The organism is Aquabacterium sp. (genome assembly GCF_030652515.1).
In the GTDB taxonomy this organism is placed as follows: Bacteria; Pseudomonadota; Gammaproteobacteria; order Burkholderiales; family Burkholderiaceae_C; genus Aquabacterium.
Genome location: NZ_JAUSAR010000013.1, coordinates 197500 through 211093, shown reverse-complemented (window position 1 = coordinate 211093; position 13594 = coordinate 197500). Strand labels below are relative to the sequence as shown.

General features: G+C 64.5%; 12 protein-coding genes. 6 read left to right on the top strand and 6 right to left on the bottom strand.

Annotated features, from left to right (window positions below; genetic code table 11):
- Positions 1-148: 148 nt before the first annotated feature.
- Positions 149-1375, bottom strand: a complete 1227-nt coding sequence (locus Q7V20_RS03410; protein ID WP_304787185.1) for a CHASE3 domain-containing protein — start codon at positions 1373-1375, stop codon at positions 149-151.
- A gap of 176 nt (positions 1376-1551) precedes the next feature.
- On the opposite strand from Q7V20_RS03410, the gene Q7V20_RS03405 reads away from it, so the two are divergent.
- Together Q7V20_RS03405 and Q7V20_RS03400 are read left to right on the top strand one after the other, a co-directional pair.
- Positions 1552-2559, top strand: a complete 1008-nt coding sequence (locus Q7V20_RS03405; RefSeq protein WP_304787183.1) for a PHB depolymerase family esterase — start codon at positions 1552-1554, stop codon at positions 2557-2559.
- Between the two features lie 32 nt (positions 2560-2591).
- Entirely contained in the window at positions 2592-3389 is a 798-nt protein-coding gene (locus tag Q7V20_RS03400; RefSeq protein WP_304787181.1) for a transglutaminase family protein, read from the top strand.
- Positions 3390-3413: 24 nt separating this feature from the next.
- Here the strand turns inward: Q7V20_RS03400 and Q7V20_RS03395 are convergent, their stop codons facing one another.
- Entirely contained in the window at positions 3414-4622 is a 1209-nt protein-coding gene (locus Q7V20_RS03395; protein WP_304787179.1) for an AI-2E family transporter, read from the bottom strand.
- 162 nt (positions 4623-4784) lie between these two features.
- Between Q7V20_RS03395 and Q7V20_RS03390 the strand changes: the two genes are divergently transcribed.
- A complete protein-coding gene (locus Q7V20_RS03390; protein ID WP_304787177.1) occupies positions 4785-5204 on the top strand; it encodes a CopG family transcriptional regulator in 420 nt (139 codons plus the stop codon).
- A gap of 26 nt (positions 5205-5230) precedes the next feature.
- On the top strand, positions 5231-6313 hold the full coding sequence (locus tag Q7V20_RS03385) for a PHB depolymerase family esterase (protein WP_304787175.1): 1083 nt from the start codon (positions 5231-5233) through the stop codon (positions 6311-6313).
- 16 nt (positions 6314-6329) lie between these two features.
- Here the strand turns inward: Q7V20_RS03385 and Q7V20_RS03380 are convergent, their stop codons facing one another.
- Complete coding sequence (locus Q7V20_RS03380; protein WP_304787173.1) at positions 6330-6701, bottom strand: response regulator; 372 nt, start codon at positions 6699-6701, stop codon at positions 6330-6332.
- Between the two features lie 120 nt (positions 6702-6821).
- Here Q7V20_RS03380 and Q7V20_RS03375 point away from each other — a divergent pair, with 120 nt between their 5' ends.
- On the top strand, positions 6822-7625 hold the full coding sequence (locus Q7V20_RS03375) for an alpha/beta fold hydrolase (RefSeq protein ID WP_304787171.1): 804 nt from the start codon (positions 6822-6824) through the stop codon (positions 7623-7625).
- 3 nt (positions 7626-7628) lie between these two features.
- Complete coding sequence (locus Q7V20_RS03370) at positions 7629-9596, top strand: ATP-binding protein (RefSeq protein ID WP_304787169.1); 1968 nt, start codon at positions 7629-7631, stop codon at positions 9594-9596.
- Here Q7V20_RS03370 and ligD read toward each other — a convergent pair.
- The 3 genes from ligD to Q7V20_RS03355 are packed head-to-tail and all read right to left on the bottom strand — an operon-like array spanning position 9568 to position 13523.
- The gene (ligD, locus tag Q7V20_RS03365) at positions 9568-12033 is read right to left on the bottom strand and encodes a DNA ligase D (RefSeq protein WP_304787167.1); all 2466 of its coding nucleotides are present in this window, start codon (positions 12031-12033) and stop codon (positions 9568-9570) included. The two genes, Q7V20_RS03370 and ligD, sit on opposite strands and share 29 nt — an antisense overlap.
- Positions 12030-12614 carry a YqcI/YcgG family protein gene (locus tag Q7V20_RS03360; protein ID WP_304787165.1) on the bottom strand — a complete coding sequence of 195 codons (585 nt, stop codon included), beginning with the start codon at positions 12612-12614 and terminating at the stop codon, positions 12030-12032. Before Q7V20_RS03360 ends, ligD begins: the two co-directional genes overlap by 4 nt.
- 18 nt (positions 12615-12632) lie before the next feature.
- A complete protein-coding gene (locus Q7V20_RS03355; protein WP_304787162.1) occupies positions 12633-13523 on the bottom strand; it encodes a Ku protein in 891 nt (296 codons plus the stop codon).
- Between the last annotated feature and the right edge of the window lie 71 nt (positions 13524-13594).

Here is a 13594-nt window from a genome sequence, read left to right as displayed (position 1 = left end):
CGATCAAGGCCTGCTCGGTCAGCTGGACATTGATCTGCTCCAACTCTGCTTGCTGGTGCTCCAGGTTCGTCTGGGATTCGGTCAGCACGCGCGACTGCTCTTCCAGCTCTTCATTGGCGGTGCGCAGTTCTTCCTGCTGGGTCAGCAGCTATTCATTGAGCTGGTGCGTTTCTTCCAGCGCGTCCTGCAGCCGCTGACGGTACTGCGCGGCCTCCACCGAGGCGCCCACGTTGGTGGCCAGGATGCGCAGCAACTCCAGATCGCGCTCGACCACGGGCCGCATGAAGCCCAACTCCATCACCCCGTTGACCTGGCCATCGTTGCTGATGGGCAGCAGGACCACGTCCGTGGGCGCCCCCGTGCTCAGGCCAGTGGTGACCTTGAAGTGGTGGTCGGGCACTTGCGGAACATGCTTGAGCTGGCCATCCATGGCCACCTGCCCCACCAGGCCATGGTCCAGGTCAAAGCTTTGTGCCACCTGCTCATGGTGCTTGTCAAACCCATAAGCCCCGGCCCGCACCAACTGGCCAGACTGGTTGCGCACATACAGGGCCGCCACGGCCACGCCCAGGTAGCCGGCCATGAACTCCAGCACATGGCGGCTCAACACCGGCAAGGTCAACTGCCCCAACAGGCGCTCGGCCAATTGGGTCTGGCCAATGCGGAACCAGGCCTTCTCCTGCAAGGCTTTGGTGCTGAGCACATGCTGGCGCAGTGCATCGCCGTAGCTGGCTGACAGGGTCATGATCTGGCGCCGCCCGCTCAAGGCGATGAGGCCGCTCAGGATCAGCACCAGGCTCACATACGACACGATCACCCAGAAGGTGGTACTGCGGGCGGTTTCATTGCGTTCCTGAAGGAGCTTGTTTTCCTCCCCGATGAAGTCCCGCAATTCACGGCGGATTTCGTCGAACAGTTGCTTGCCGGTTTCGGCCCGGATGATGCTGAGGTAGTCGCCTTGCGTTCGCCTCAGCTCGATGATGCGTTGGGCAAACTGGTCCCATTGTTTTTGCAGCGACTCGATGCGGTTGATCCGGTCCAGTTGCGGTTGGTTGTCCAGCACCAGCCCCTTCAAGTTCAGCAACTCCGAGGCCATTTTGGGTTTGGCCAGGTTGTAGGGCGCCAGGAACTTGTCCTCGCCAGTGATCAGGAAGCCGCGCGTCCCCGTTTCCTGGTCCACGATCACGGTCTTCAGTTCGTTGGCCTTGCCAATCACGCGCTGGGTGTGCTCCACCCAGTTGAGCTGGGACAGCAGGAAGAAAATCAGCCCGATGAACACCATGGCGCTGAACGCCCCCACTGCCAGAGGCAAGGTCAGGTGCCGCGTCAAGACACGCTGGAAGTGCGCTGTTTCATGAGAGGTCGTTTCGGGCATCTGAGAATCCGCGTGAAATCCAGGAGGAAGGCTTGGGAATTGTCAGGCAGTTGGGGCCCGTTCACGGTGCCCCAACTGCAAGACGCGGCAATGTCCTACAAGATCCGGGGCGGCTGTCCGGTGCGCCCGGGGCCTTTCCGACGGGAAACTACAGTTTGAAATCAACAGGTCAGCTCATGGCAAGGCGCTCCCCACAATCCATCTGGACCCGGTCCTTCCAGCGCACGGTCAGTGCCATCACCCGCAGCACGATCAAGGCGGGCAGCCGGGCTTTGACGCAGTCGCTGCGCACCCCCAAGGCCAGGGCACCTCGCTCCAGCAAACTCCAGGGTGAGTGGATCCCCGGCGTGGCGCTGTCACCGATGGGTGCGCGCCGCTACCACCTGTTCAAACCACCCGGCGTTCAATGGCAAGAACGCCTGCCTTTGCTAGTGATGCTGCACGGATGCGGGCAGGACGCCCAGTCCTTCGCGCTCAGCACCCGCATGAACCGCCTGGCGGCGCGTGAACGCTTCCTGGTGCTCTACCCCGAGCAAGACCGCCGAGCCAACCCCCAGGGCTGCTGGAACTGGTATGGCACGCGCACCAAAACGGCCTATGGCGAAGCAGCCATCCTGATGGCGGCCGTGCAGCAGGTCAGCCAGCTGTACCCGGTGGACCCTGCCCGCGTCGCCATCGCGGGCATGTCGGCCGGGGCCAGCATGGCCGCCTTGATGGTCACGCGCTACCCTGACCGGTTCAAGGCCGTGGCCATGCACTCGGGTGTGCCGCCAGGCGCGGCCGAATCCACGGTGTCGGCGCTGGCCGCGATGCGGGGCCGCGGCGCCACGCAGGCCTTGTCCGCCACCACCGACTGGCCGGCACTGCTCGTCATCCACGGTGACCGGGACGCCATCGTGGCGGCCAGCAATGGCCAGGCAGCCGCCAAGCTGTGGGCCGAAGCGGCGGGCCCCCATGTCGAGAAAAGCCGGCAAGTCAGCCGGGGCCAACGCCACCCCATGACGGTGACCGACTTCAAGGTGCGGGGCGGCCGGACGGTGGCCACCTTGTGCGCCATCGATGGCCTGGCCCACGCCTGGAGCGGGGGACTGGCCCGACAGGCCTACAGCGATGCCCAGGGCCCGGACGCCTCTCGCATGATCTGGTCATTCGCGACCAGGCAGTTTGACATCACCAAACCATGACACCACCACAACCCCTCTAACCCCCAAGCATCATGAGCACCACACCACGCCTGTTCAACATCGACTGCAAGCTGTCCTACAAATTGGCCCAGACCACCGACTTCGTGTTCCAGATCCACGCCCTTGAAGGCCAGGACCAACACATCCAGTCCGAGTCACTCAAGATCACGCCCAGCGCGCATTACCGGGTTTACGAAGATCCGCAAGTGGGCCAGCGCTTCTTGCGCGTTCAGGCCAAGGCTGGCACGCTGAGCTTGCGCTACAAGGCCAAGGTGCAGGTGGCCAGGCCGCCTCGCAAACGCAAGGCCCCCGAGCTGGCCATCGCCGAGTTGCCCGACCACGTGCTGCACAACCTGATGCCCACTCGGTACTGCGAATCCGACCTGCTGGCCTCGGCCGCGGTCAAGCTGTTTGGCAAGGTGCCACCGGGCTGCTCACGCGTCGAAGCCATCTGCGACTGGATCCACCACAACATCGAGTACCGCACCGGTTCCACCGACAGCACCAGCACGGCCTGCGACGTTTTCCTGAAGCACGCCGGCGTGTGCCGCGATTTTGCGCACCTGGGTGTCACCCTGTGCCGGGCGCTGAACATCCCCGCCAGGCTGGCCGTGGGTTACGCCATGTTCGACACGCCGCCACCAGACTTTCACGCCATGTTCGAAGCCTACGTGGGCGGCCGCTGGGAGCTGTTCGACCCAACCCGCATGTCGGACCCGCGCGACCTGGTGCTGATCGCCACCGGCCGCGATGCCAAGGACGTGGCCTTTGCCACCATCTTCGGCCCGGCACAGACCCTGGCCATCTTGCCGGAAGTCGAGCGGGCCTGAGCAGGGCCTGCCCGGCTCAGGCCATCAAGGCACGTTGATGGCGGCGTTGTCCCTGGCGGGCTCGACCCCGCCCATCAATTCGCCGACCGCCTTGAGTTCGTCCACCCGGTCACACACCGCTTTGATGGCCATCATGATGGGCGTGCCCAACAGCAGCCCCCACACGCCCCACAGCCATCCCCAGGCCAGCATGCCCACGAACACCACCACGGTGTTCAGGTGGCTGGTGCGGCTGGTGAGCCAGGGCGTGATCATGTAGCCCGAGATGATGTGCAGCAGCACCGACACACTGGCCACCAGAATGGCTTTGTCGATCGAGCCGAACTGCGTCAATGCCACGATGGCCGACAGCACGCAGATCGCGATTGAGCCCAGGTAGGGGATCAGGTTGAGCACGGCCGCCGCGATGCCCCACACCGCCACGTGCTTCATGCCCAGCGCCCAGAAGGCCAGGCTGGTGGCCAGGCCCACGCCGATGCTGGTAACGATCTGCACCACCAAGTAACGCCGCACCTGTTGCGTGATCTCGTTGAGAGCCTGCACCGTGATCTTGCGCTTGGCGAAGTTCGGCCCCGCGATGCGCGCCAGCTTGCGCCGGAAGATGTCACCCGAGGCCAGCATGAAGTAAGTGATGAAGCACACCGCCGTGAACTGGCCGATCATCTCGACGATGCCCAGGGTGCCCACCACCACATAGTCTTTGATGTTGAACGTGGGCTTTTCGATCCGCACACGCGTGATGCCAGCGGCGCCCCCGGAGGAACCCACCTGGCTCAGCTGCTCGGCCGCGAGCTGCAACTGATTGGCCGCCTTCTGCACCTTGTCCATGTTGCTGTCGGCCTGCGCCTGCGTGCCGCGAATGGCCTTGCGCAAGGTGCGCGCCGCCTCGGGCATCGACTGGATCATGTTGTCCACATCGTCCTGCAAGGTGTAGGCCCCCGCGCCCAAGGCCGACACCAGGGACAGCATCAGCACGGCAGCGCTCAGCGAGCGGGGCAGGCGCCAGCGGCACAGCGCATCCACCACCGGCGTCAAGGCGTAGGTGAACATGATGGCCAACAGCAGCGGGATGAACACCGCCCGGGCCCAATGCAGGGCGAACAAGCCCAGCAAAGCAGCGATCATGGCCAGCGAAGCGCTGCGCACGTCCACCGGCATGTGCAGCAGCACGCGGTCGGGTTCTGATTTGAACGAGGTAGGAGGGGGCTCGTCGGCTTCGCCAGCAATGCGCATGAATGTCCAAACCCAGGTAGACGTGAATGCGCCATTAAGCCCAAAGCCTTGTCCGATATCCAGCAGCGTTCACCGCGATGCGTTGTCAGCGGTGTCCTACGCCTGCATGGGCCACAGGCGAAGCACTTGCGCCATCCACTTGGATGGTGCTAGGATGGCGCCATGCCTCCACTCAGCCCCTCCGCCACGTCCAGCAAACCGCTGGACGAAAAAATCACCATCAACGTCGGCGTCGTCGATCTGGGACAGATCGACCTGCTCGTGCAGGAAGGCTTCTACGCCAACCGCACCGACCTGATCCGCACCGCCATCCGCAACCAGTTGTCGACCCACGCCGAGGTGGTGCGGCAAGTGGTGGCTCGGAAAATGCTGGTGCTGGGCATCCAGCACTTCAGCGCCGACGACCTGCGCGCCGTGCAGGCCGCGGGCCAGACCTTGCAGATCCGTGTGCTGGGCCTGGCCACCATCGCGCCCGACGTCAGCCCTGAACTGGCCCTGGCCACCATCGACTCCTTGACCGTGATGGGTGCCCTGCACGCCAGCGCGGCCGTCAAAGCCGCGTTGGCCCATCGCCTGCGCTGAACCTCGCCTAACCGGACAACTCACGCATGAACCCTCTCTTCAAACAACTCATGGGCCAGGCCTCGCGCCTGACCCTGACAGGTGACCTGGGAACGGCCACTGCGGCGATTCAGGATGCGTTGGCCCGGTCTGGCATGCCAGGGGCCCATGCGAAGGCGCCCGCGTGGTCAGACCTCAATGTGATCGATGTGGTGGCCCGCGAGGTGATTCAACCGGATGAAGCCTCGCCCCCGCCCGTGCCCAAGGGCAAGCCGCAGGACCAGGCCGGCCAATTTCTGAGCGCCACGCACCGCGATCCCATCGGCACACGCGACTACAAGCTGTACGTGCCGCCCAGCTACACGGGGCAGCCCTTGCCTTTGGTGGTGATGCTGCACGGCTGCACCCAGAACCCCGACGACTTCGCCGCCGGCACGGGCATGAACGACGCAGCGCTGGCCGAAGGCTTCTTCGTGCTCTACCCCGCGCAATCGCAACAGGCCAATGCCCAACGCTGCTGGAACTGGTTCAAGCACAACCACCAGCAGCGTGACCGCGGCGAGCCTGCCATGATCGCCAACATGACGCGCGCCGTGATGAAGCAATATGGCATCGACCCAGGCCAGGTTTACGTGGCGGGCCTGTCAGCGGGCGGGGCCATGGCCGCCATCCTGGGCGAGGCCTACCCGGACTTGTTCATGGCGGTGGGGGTGCACTCGGGCCTGCCCGTGGGCTCTGCGCGAGATGTCAGCAGCGCCTTGATGGCCATGAAGAACGGGGGGCCACGGCCTGCCTCTCAACGGGCGCCGTCCGCGCCGACGATCGTCTTCCACGGGGATCGCGACACCACCGTGCACCCGGTCAATGGTGACCACCTGATGGCGGACAAGTCCGCAGGCACAGTGATGGAACAAGAGCAGGCGCGTTCAGCCAATGGCCACGCCTACACGCGCCGACAGCACCGCAATGCCGAGGGCCAGGTGGTGGCAGAACAGTGGGTGGTCCACGGGTCGGCGCATGCGTGGTCGGGTGGTCGCATGCAGGGTTCGTACACCGATGCAAGGGGCCCGGACGCCACCCGGGAGATGCTGCGTTTCTTCAAGCGCCACGCTCGCCCCACCCCGCGCTGAGGCCCACGCTCGGCCGTCAATGCAGATGGCTGATCAAACGCAGCAACAAGGCCGTGTCACACGGCTTCTGAAGGTACAGGTCGAAATCGGACAAGCTGTCAGGCCGTGTGCCCTGATCCAAAGCCGTCAAGGCCACCAGGATCAAATGCCGATCCGGCAAAGTCTGCCGCAATTCGCGCGCGGCCTGGTGTCCATCCATCACGGGCATGTTGATGTCCAGGATGACGGTGTCGGGTTGAAAGCTCTTGGCCAGCTCCACGGCCTGGGCGCCGTTGTAGGCGGTGGCCGTCTCGTAGCCGGCCGAGTTCAACAGCATGGCCAGGCTCTCGGCACTGTCCCGCCAGTCATCCACCACCAAAACCTTGCCCATGGCTGCCGCCTGGTTCATAAGTTGCTCCTGATTGAGAAACCGCTGGCTTGAATGAGCCAGCACCCTTGGGTCAAGTCAGGCAAACCGCAGACCCGCTGTGAAAGAATGGCCCTTGGCATCGGTCTTGTTGGAGCACACATGAGCATTCAGGCACGCAACAACGTGCAAACGGCCGGGCAAGGCCAGGCGACCATGGTCTTTGCACATGGCTTTGGTTGCGACCAGCACATGTGGCGGCTCATGGCGCCCCACTTTCAAGGCCGCTTCAAGACCATCCTGTTCGACCTGGTGGGCAGCGGCAACTCCGACCTGTCGGCCTACGACATGGACAAGTACGGCACCTTGCATGGCTACGCCGCCGACCTGATCGAGATCATCGACGAGTTCGCGGATGGCCCCGTGGTCTTCGTTGGGCATTCGGTGAGCGCGTGCATCGGCATGCTGGCGGCCATCGCCGCCCCGCAGCGTTTCGCGGCGCAAGTCATGGTCGGCCCTTCGCCTTGCTACATCAACGATGGCGACTACATCGGCGGTTTCACCCGACCCGACATCGACGACCTGCTGAGCACGCTGGAGCGCAACTACCTGGGCTGGTCCAGCACCATGGCGCCGGCCATCATGGGATCGCCCGCGCAACCGGAACTGGGCGTCGAGTTGACCAACAGCTTTTGCCGCACCGACCCCGACATCGCCAAACACTTTGCGCGCGTCACTTTCCTGTCCGACCACCGGGCCGAACTGAGCCAGGTCACCACCCCCTCGTTGATCCTGCAGTGCAGCGAGGACATCATCGCGCCCCGGTCCGTGGGCCAGTACATGCACCGCACGATGCCGCACAGCACGCTGCGCATCATCGACAACGTGGGGCACTGCCCGCACCTGAGCGCCCCCAGCGCCAGTGCCGATGCCATGGGCGATTTTCTGCGCCAGCTGGAGATCTAGGCGATGCCCGCCAGCGCGAACCCGGTGCTGCCCACCGCTGAGGCGCTCTACGAGCAGGCCGCCTCGGGCCTGCTGCTGACCAGCACCGATGGCACCATCCTTCGCGCCAATGCCACCTTCTGCCGGTGGATAGGCCAGGACGCCGCCGACCTGATCGGACAGCGCCGGGTGCAGGAGTTGTTCACGATGGGTGGCCGGGTGTTCTACCAAACCCACTGGTCGCCCTTGCTTCAGATCCAGGGCTCGGTCGCCGAAGTCAAACTGGACATGGTGCACCGCGATGGCAGCCACGTGCCCATGCTGCTCAACGCCATCCGCCGGCAGCATGGCGACACCACCTACCATGAGCTGGCCGTCATCGTGGTCCGCGACCGCCACAAGTACGAAAACGAGCTGGTTCAGTCGCGCAAGAACGCCGAAGCCGCCCTGGCCGCCCAACACGAGGCGCAAAAGGCACTGCAGGAAACCGCCGATGTGCTGGGCCTGGCCATGCAGGGTGGCCAGATGGGCGCGTGGTCACGCAACCTGGCCACCAACCAGGTCTGGTGGAGCAGCCAGCTTGAAGTGCTCATGGGCCTGCCCACCGGCGGCTTTGCCGGCACCGAATCCGACTTCTTCGACCTCGTTCACCACGAGGATCTCTCCAAGGTCAGCGAGGCGGTGGAACAGGCCGTGACCTTGGGCACCGACTACAGCGTAGAGTTCCGATTTCGGCACGCGGGTGGGCAGTGGCGCTGGATGGAAGGCCGAGGCCGCGCGGTCTACGATGCGCAAGGCACCCCGGTGACGCTGTACGGCTTGGGCATCGACATCACCGACCGCAAGCATTCGGAAGACCAGTGGCAAGAGATCAGCGAGCGCCTGGCGCAAGCCGACCGCCGCAAGGACGAGTTCCTGGCCACCTTGGCCCATGAATTGCGCAACCCGCTGGCCCCCATGCGCAATGTGGTCGAGCTGCTCAATCTTCAGACCCTGGACGCCACCCAGTTGCGCTGGACACGCGAAGTGCTGGAGCGCCAGTTGCAGCACCTGACCCACCTGGTGGACGATTTGCTCGAAGTCTCGCGCATTACCCAGGGCAAGCTGGAGCTGCGCCGGCAACGCGTGGAGTTGGCCCACGCCGTGCACGGCGCGCTTGAAGCCGCGGCGCCCCTGGTGCGAGCAGCCTCGCACGAGTTGACCGTGGATCTGCCCGAGCAGGCCATCATGCTGGACGCCGATCCGACGCGGCTCACGCAAATCATCTTGAACCTGCTCAACAACGCCACCAAGTACACGCCGCCCGGCGGCCACATCTGGCTGAGCGTGCAACAGGTGGACGAGCACGCGACCGTGACGGTGCGCGACTCAGGCCTGGGCATCCCCCGCGAACACCTGGCCACCATCTTCGAGATGTTCTCGCAACTGACGCCCGCGTTGGAGCGCTCACAAGGTGGTCTGGGCATCGGGCTGGCGCTGGTACGCGGGCTGGTCGAACTGCATGGCGGCACCGTGTCAGCGCACAGCGATGGGCCCGGCCAGGGCAGCGAGTTCAAGGTCACCCTGCCTTTGGCCCCCAGCCACCACGCCGAGGCCACCCAAGTGGACACCCCCGACGAAGGCGTCATGTGCACCAGACGCATCCTGGTGGTGGACGACAATGAAGACGCCGCCGAAAGCCTGGAGATGCTGCTGAGCCTGCATGGGCACGAGGTGCGCAGCGCGGGCGATGGCATGGCGGCCTTGCGCCTGGCGGGGGAGTTCTTGCCCGAGCTGACCTTGCTGGACATCGGCTTGCCCAAACTCAATGGTTACGAGGTGGCCAAGCTGATTCGACAACAACCGTGGGGCGCCCACATGCTGCTCGTGGCCGTGACCGGCTGGGGTCAGGCCCAGGACAAACAAGCCGCTGACGAGGCGGGCTTTGACCGGCACCTCACCAAGCCCGTGGATCCGCAGGAACTCATGTCAATCCTGAGGGAGATGGCTTGAAGCCCAGCGCTTTCATCGCCCCGCTCAAGGTCTGCTTGTGCGTCCAGTAGCCTGACCACGGATCCTCGGCCTGGAAGGACAAGCGATCACGTGCCGTGGACACGGTCCAGTGGGCCCCGCTTTTCAGCGTGGGCAACTCGTCCCAAGCCACAGGCATGGACACCCCCAGGCCAGGCCTGGCCCGGGCTGAGAATGCCGCTGCCGTCGTGGCGCCATGCCCATTGCGCAGGTAATCGACGAACAGCTTGCCCACCCGGTTGGCCGGTCCGCTCTTGGCCACGAAGCGCGTCGGGATGGTGGTGGCCAGGTGCTGCACGATCACTTTCGAGAAGGCCTTGACCGTGTCGGCCTTCAAGCGCGGCGTCAAGGGCACCACCACGTGCAGCCCCTTGCCACCACTGGTCTTCAGCCACGACGCCAGGCCCAACTCGGTCAGGAAAGCCCGCACCAGCATGGCGGCCTCCTGCACATGTGCCCAGGGCGTGCCTTCACCCGGGTCCAGGTCGAACACCATGCGGTCGGGTTTGTTGATGTGGCGGCTGTGCGAGTTCCAGGTGTGGAACTCGATCACATTCATTTGCGCGGCGCTCAGCAAGGCCGACACGCTGGCCACCTCCAGCAAGGCATCGTGATCAGGCCAAAGCGCAGGATCGAGTTCCCGGACGCCCGGCATGCCGATGGCACCGCCATGCTTCTGGAAGAACAGCTCGCCACCCACGCCCTCCGGCCCCCGCACCAGGGAACACGGCCGGCCCTTGAGGTGCGGCAGGATCCAGTCGGCCACCCATTCGTAGTAACGCACCAGCGCCAGCTTGGTGGTGCCCGAGGCCGGGTCAATCACCCGTTCGCCATGGCTGACCTTGACTTTGCCGATGGTGGTTGAGGCGGTTGAACGCATGGCTGACTCCCCCAAGGTTTTGGCCACCTCCCGCACGATGGCTTTGGCAGGCTTGTCGCTGCGCAGCGCGATGTACGAGGCATGCCGGATCTGGCCATCGGTGGTCCACTCGGCAAACTCGACCTCGGCCACCAGGGTGGGCTTGACCCAGCGCTCACTGCCCAGCACGCGCTTGGACCATCGGCCTGGCTTGGTCACACCCGCCGCGAAGGGCGCGTGGGCGCTGTGCAGCTTGGCCAAGGTCGCTTTCAGATCTCGCGCCTCCTGCGCACGCCACCCCGTACCGACACTGCCCACCGAGACCAGTTGCCCCTTCTCGTCGTGCACCCCCAACAAGAGGCTGCCGATCTGCGCCCGGCCATCGCTGCGCTCGGTGTAGCCGCACACCACGAACTCCTGGCGCTGCCTGCACTTGAGCTTGAGCCAGGTCTCGGACCGGCTGGAGGTGTAGGGTGCATCGGCCCGCTTGGCGATGACACCCTCCATCTTGAGCTGGCAGGCTGATTGCAGGATGGACGCCGGATCGGCTTCGAAAGCGGCGCTGAACCGGATCGGTTCGCGACCCTTGGCCTCGATCAAGGCTTTGAGTTGCTGTCGGCGGGCTTCCAGTGGCAAGGGGCGCAAGTCCTGGCCATTCAAGAAGGGCAGGTCGAACAGGAAGTAGATGATCTGGTCGGTGCGCGTGCGGTGGGTGAAGGCGCTCTGCAAGGCGTTGAAGTTGGGCGTGCCGTCGTCGTCCAGCACCACGATTTCGCCGTCCAGCCAGGCCGACTGGATGCCCAGCCGCTCAATGCCCTTGACGAGTTCCGGCATCTTGTCCGACCAGTCGTGGCCGCCCCGGGTGATGAGCCGGGCCTTGCCACGCTCCACCCGGGTCATCAAGCGGTAGCCATCGAACTTGAGTTCGAACAACCAGCGCCCGGTGGCCGGCAGCCCCGTGACCAAGGTGGCGAGTTGTGGCGCCAGCTTGGCGGGCAGGCCCGCCTTGATCGGCTGGGTGATCACGCTGTCAGGCAAGGCGGTCACCACGTCGTACTCGGCCCTGGGCCGGGCGAACTCATCGCGCTTTTTAAAGAGCAGCCAGGCCTCCTGGCGCTCACCCGGTTTGGCCATCTTCACCAACTCCCACAGCCCGGTCAGCTTCTGGCCGTGCAGGGCGAACACCAGCTTGCCCTGCGCCAGGCCTTTTTGCGGATCACCGACAGGCTCCCACCGCCCCTTGTCCCACACGATCACGGTGCCCGCGCCATATTGCTTGGGCGGAATCGTCCCTTCGAAATCGCCATACGACAGCGGGTGGTCTTCCACATGGATCGCCATGCGCTTGTCGCTCGGGTCAAAGCTCGGGCCTTTGGGCACCGCCCAGGACACCAGCACGCCACCCAACTCCAAACGGAAATCGTAATGAAGGTGCGAGGCCGCGTGCTTTTGAACGACGAAGGCCCAACCCTGCGCCTTGGGCACATGCTGCCCCCGGGGCTCGGCGGTGAGGGAGAAGTCGCGCTTGTCCCAATAGCGTGCCAGAGGCTCTGTTCTCATCGCCACGCGTTCCAGACCGGGTAGAAAACCATGGAAGGTCGCGGCAAGCCACCCGCCCCCTGATGCCGGCCCACCACCACGTAGACGCGGCCACCGAATGAAAACTCGACCTTGGACGCATCCACACTGAGCGGATCAACGCCGTTAAAGTACTGCGCATCCACGCCGTGCATGGTCTGCAACTGCCGCCACAACAGGTGCTCGAAGTGAACCTCGCTGCCAATGGCTTGCCCTTTGAACAAAGCGGCGAAGCAGGCGCCCTGCTCGTCGTCCGCCTCGGCCAGGTCATGGGCAAAGTCGTACAGGTCATGGCACACCGCCAAGGCCGACTCGGGCGCCCCCAGATCAGGGTACAAGCCCATCCGAACCAATGAACGACCGGCCACGGGCCGCAGCGGCAGGTCACTGCTCAGCCTTGCAGCCTGCGGGTGCAAGTGCAAGGGGTTCCAAGGCCGCTCTGCCGACCACGCACCTCGGTGGCCCGGCAGATGCCCCCGCACCTGCCGCTGGCCCAGTCGGGCATGGTGGTCAAAGTCATGAACCGCAGCCAGAAACTCATCGGTGGGCAGGGCATGGATCATGTTCAGCCTCCGCCTGGCTCAAGCGTGCTTGCGGGCTGGTGCGCGGCCCGCTGCTTTCTTGACCGCGGCCTTCTTGGCGGTCGGCTTCGGTGCCGAGGCCTTGCTCTCGGGCGCTGATTTCTGGCTCAGGCTGCGCTTGAGCAGCTCGGTCAGGTCGATCACATTGTTGGTCACACCCGCATCAACGGCCTCCAGGGCTTGGACATGGCTGAGTTGCCCGGCCTGGGCCTTGGTTTCAATCAAGGCCATCACCGCATCGCGGAACTTGTCGCTGTAATGGCTGGGGTCAAAGTTGGCCGACATGTCATCCACCAACTGCGCGGCCATGCTGAGCTCGCGCTCGCTCAAGCCCGCCGCCTTGGCGCCTTCGGGCGGCAGCTTGAGTTCGTCCCAGGCTCGGATCTCGGATGGCCAGCGCAAGGTGTTCAGCATCAGCGCCGGCCCCACGGGGATCAAGGCTGCCAGGTGCTCCTTGGTCTGGATCACAACGCGGGCGATGCCGATCCGCTTGGAGGCGAGCAGGGTTTCGCGCAACAAGGCGTAGACCTTGTCACCCTTGGCAATCGGGCCCAGGTAGTAGGGGCGCTCCAGGTGCACAAAGGGGATGTCCTGGGCCCTGACGAAGGCCTCGATCTCGATCGTCTGCGTGGTCTTGGGATAGGCCTGCTTGATCTCGTCGTCGCTGAGCACCACATAGCGGTCGTCTTCGTACTTCACGCCTTTGACGATGTGCTCTTTGGTGATTTCCTTGCCCGTGCGCTTGTTGATGCGCTTGTAGCCCACCGGGTCCATCGAACGGCTGTCCAGCCAGTCAAAATCGATGGCATCTTCGCGAGAGGCAGGGTAGAGCGCGACCGGGATGTGGACCAGGCCAAATGAAATGGCCCCTTTCCAGAGACTGTGCGGCATGGCAGGCAAGGCACGATGCCCTGACGGTAGTGATGGTCCCGCCTACCAGCAGTTGGCGTGCCTGCCGGGCC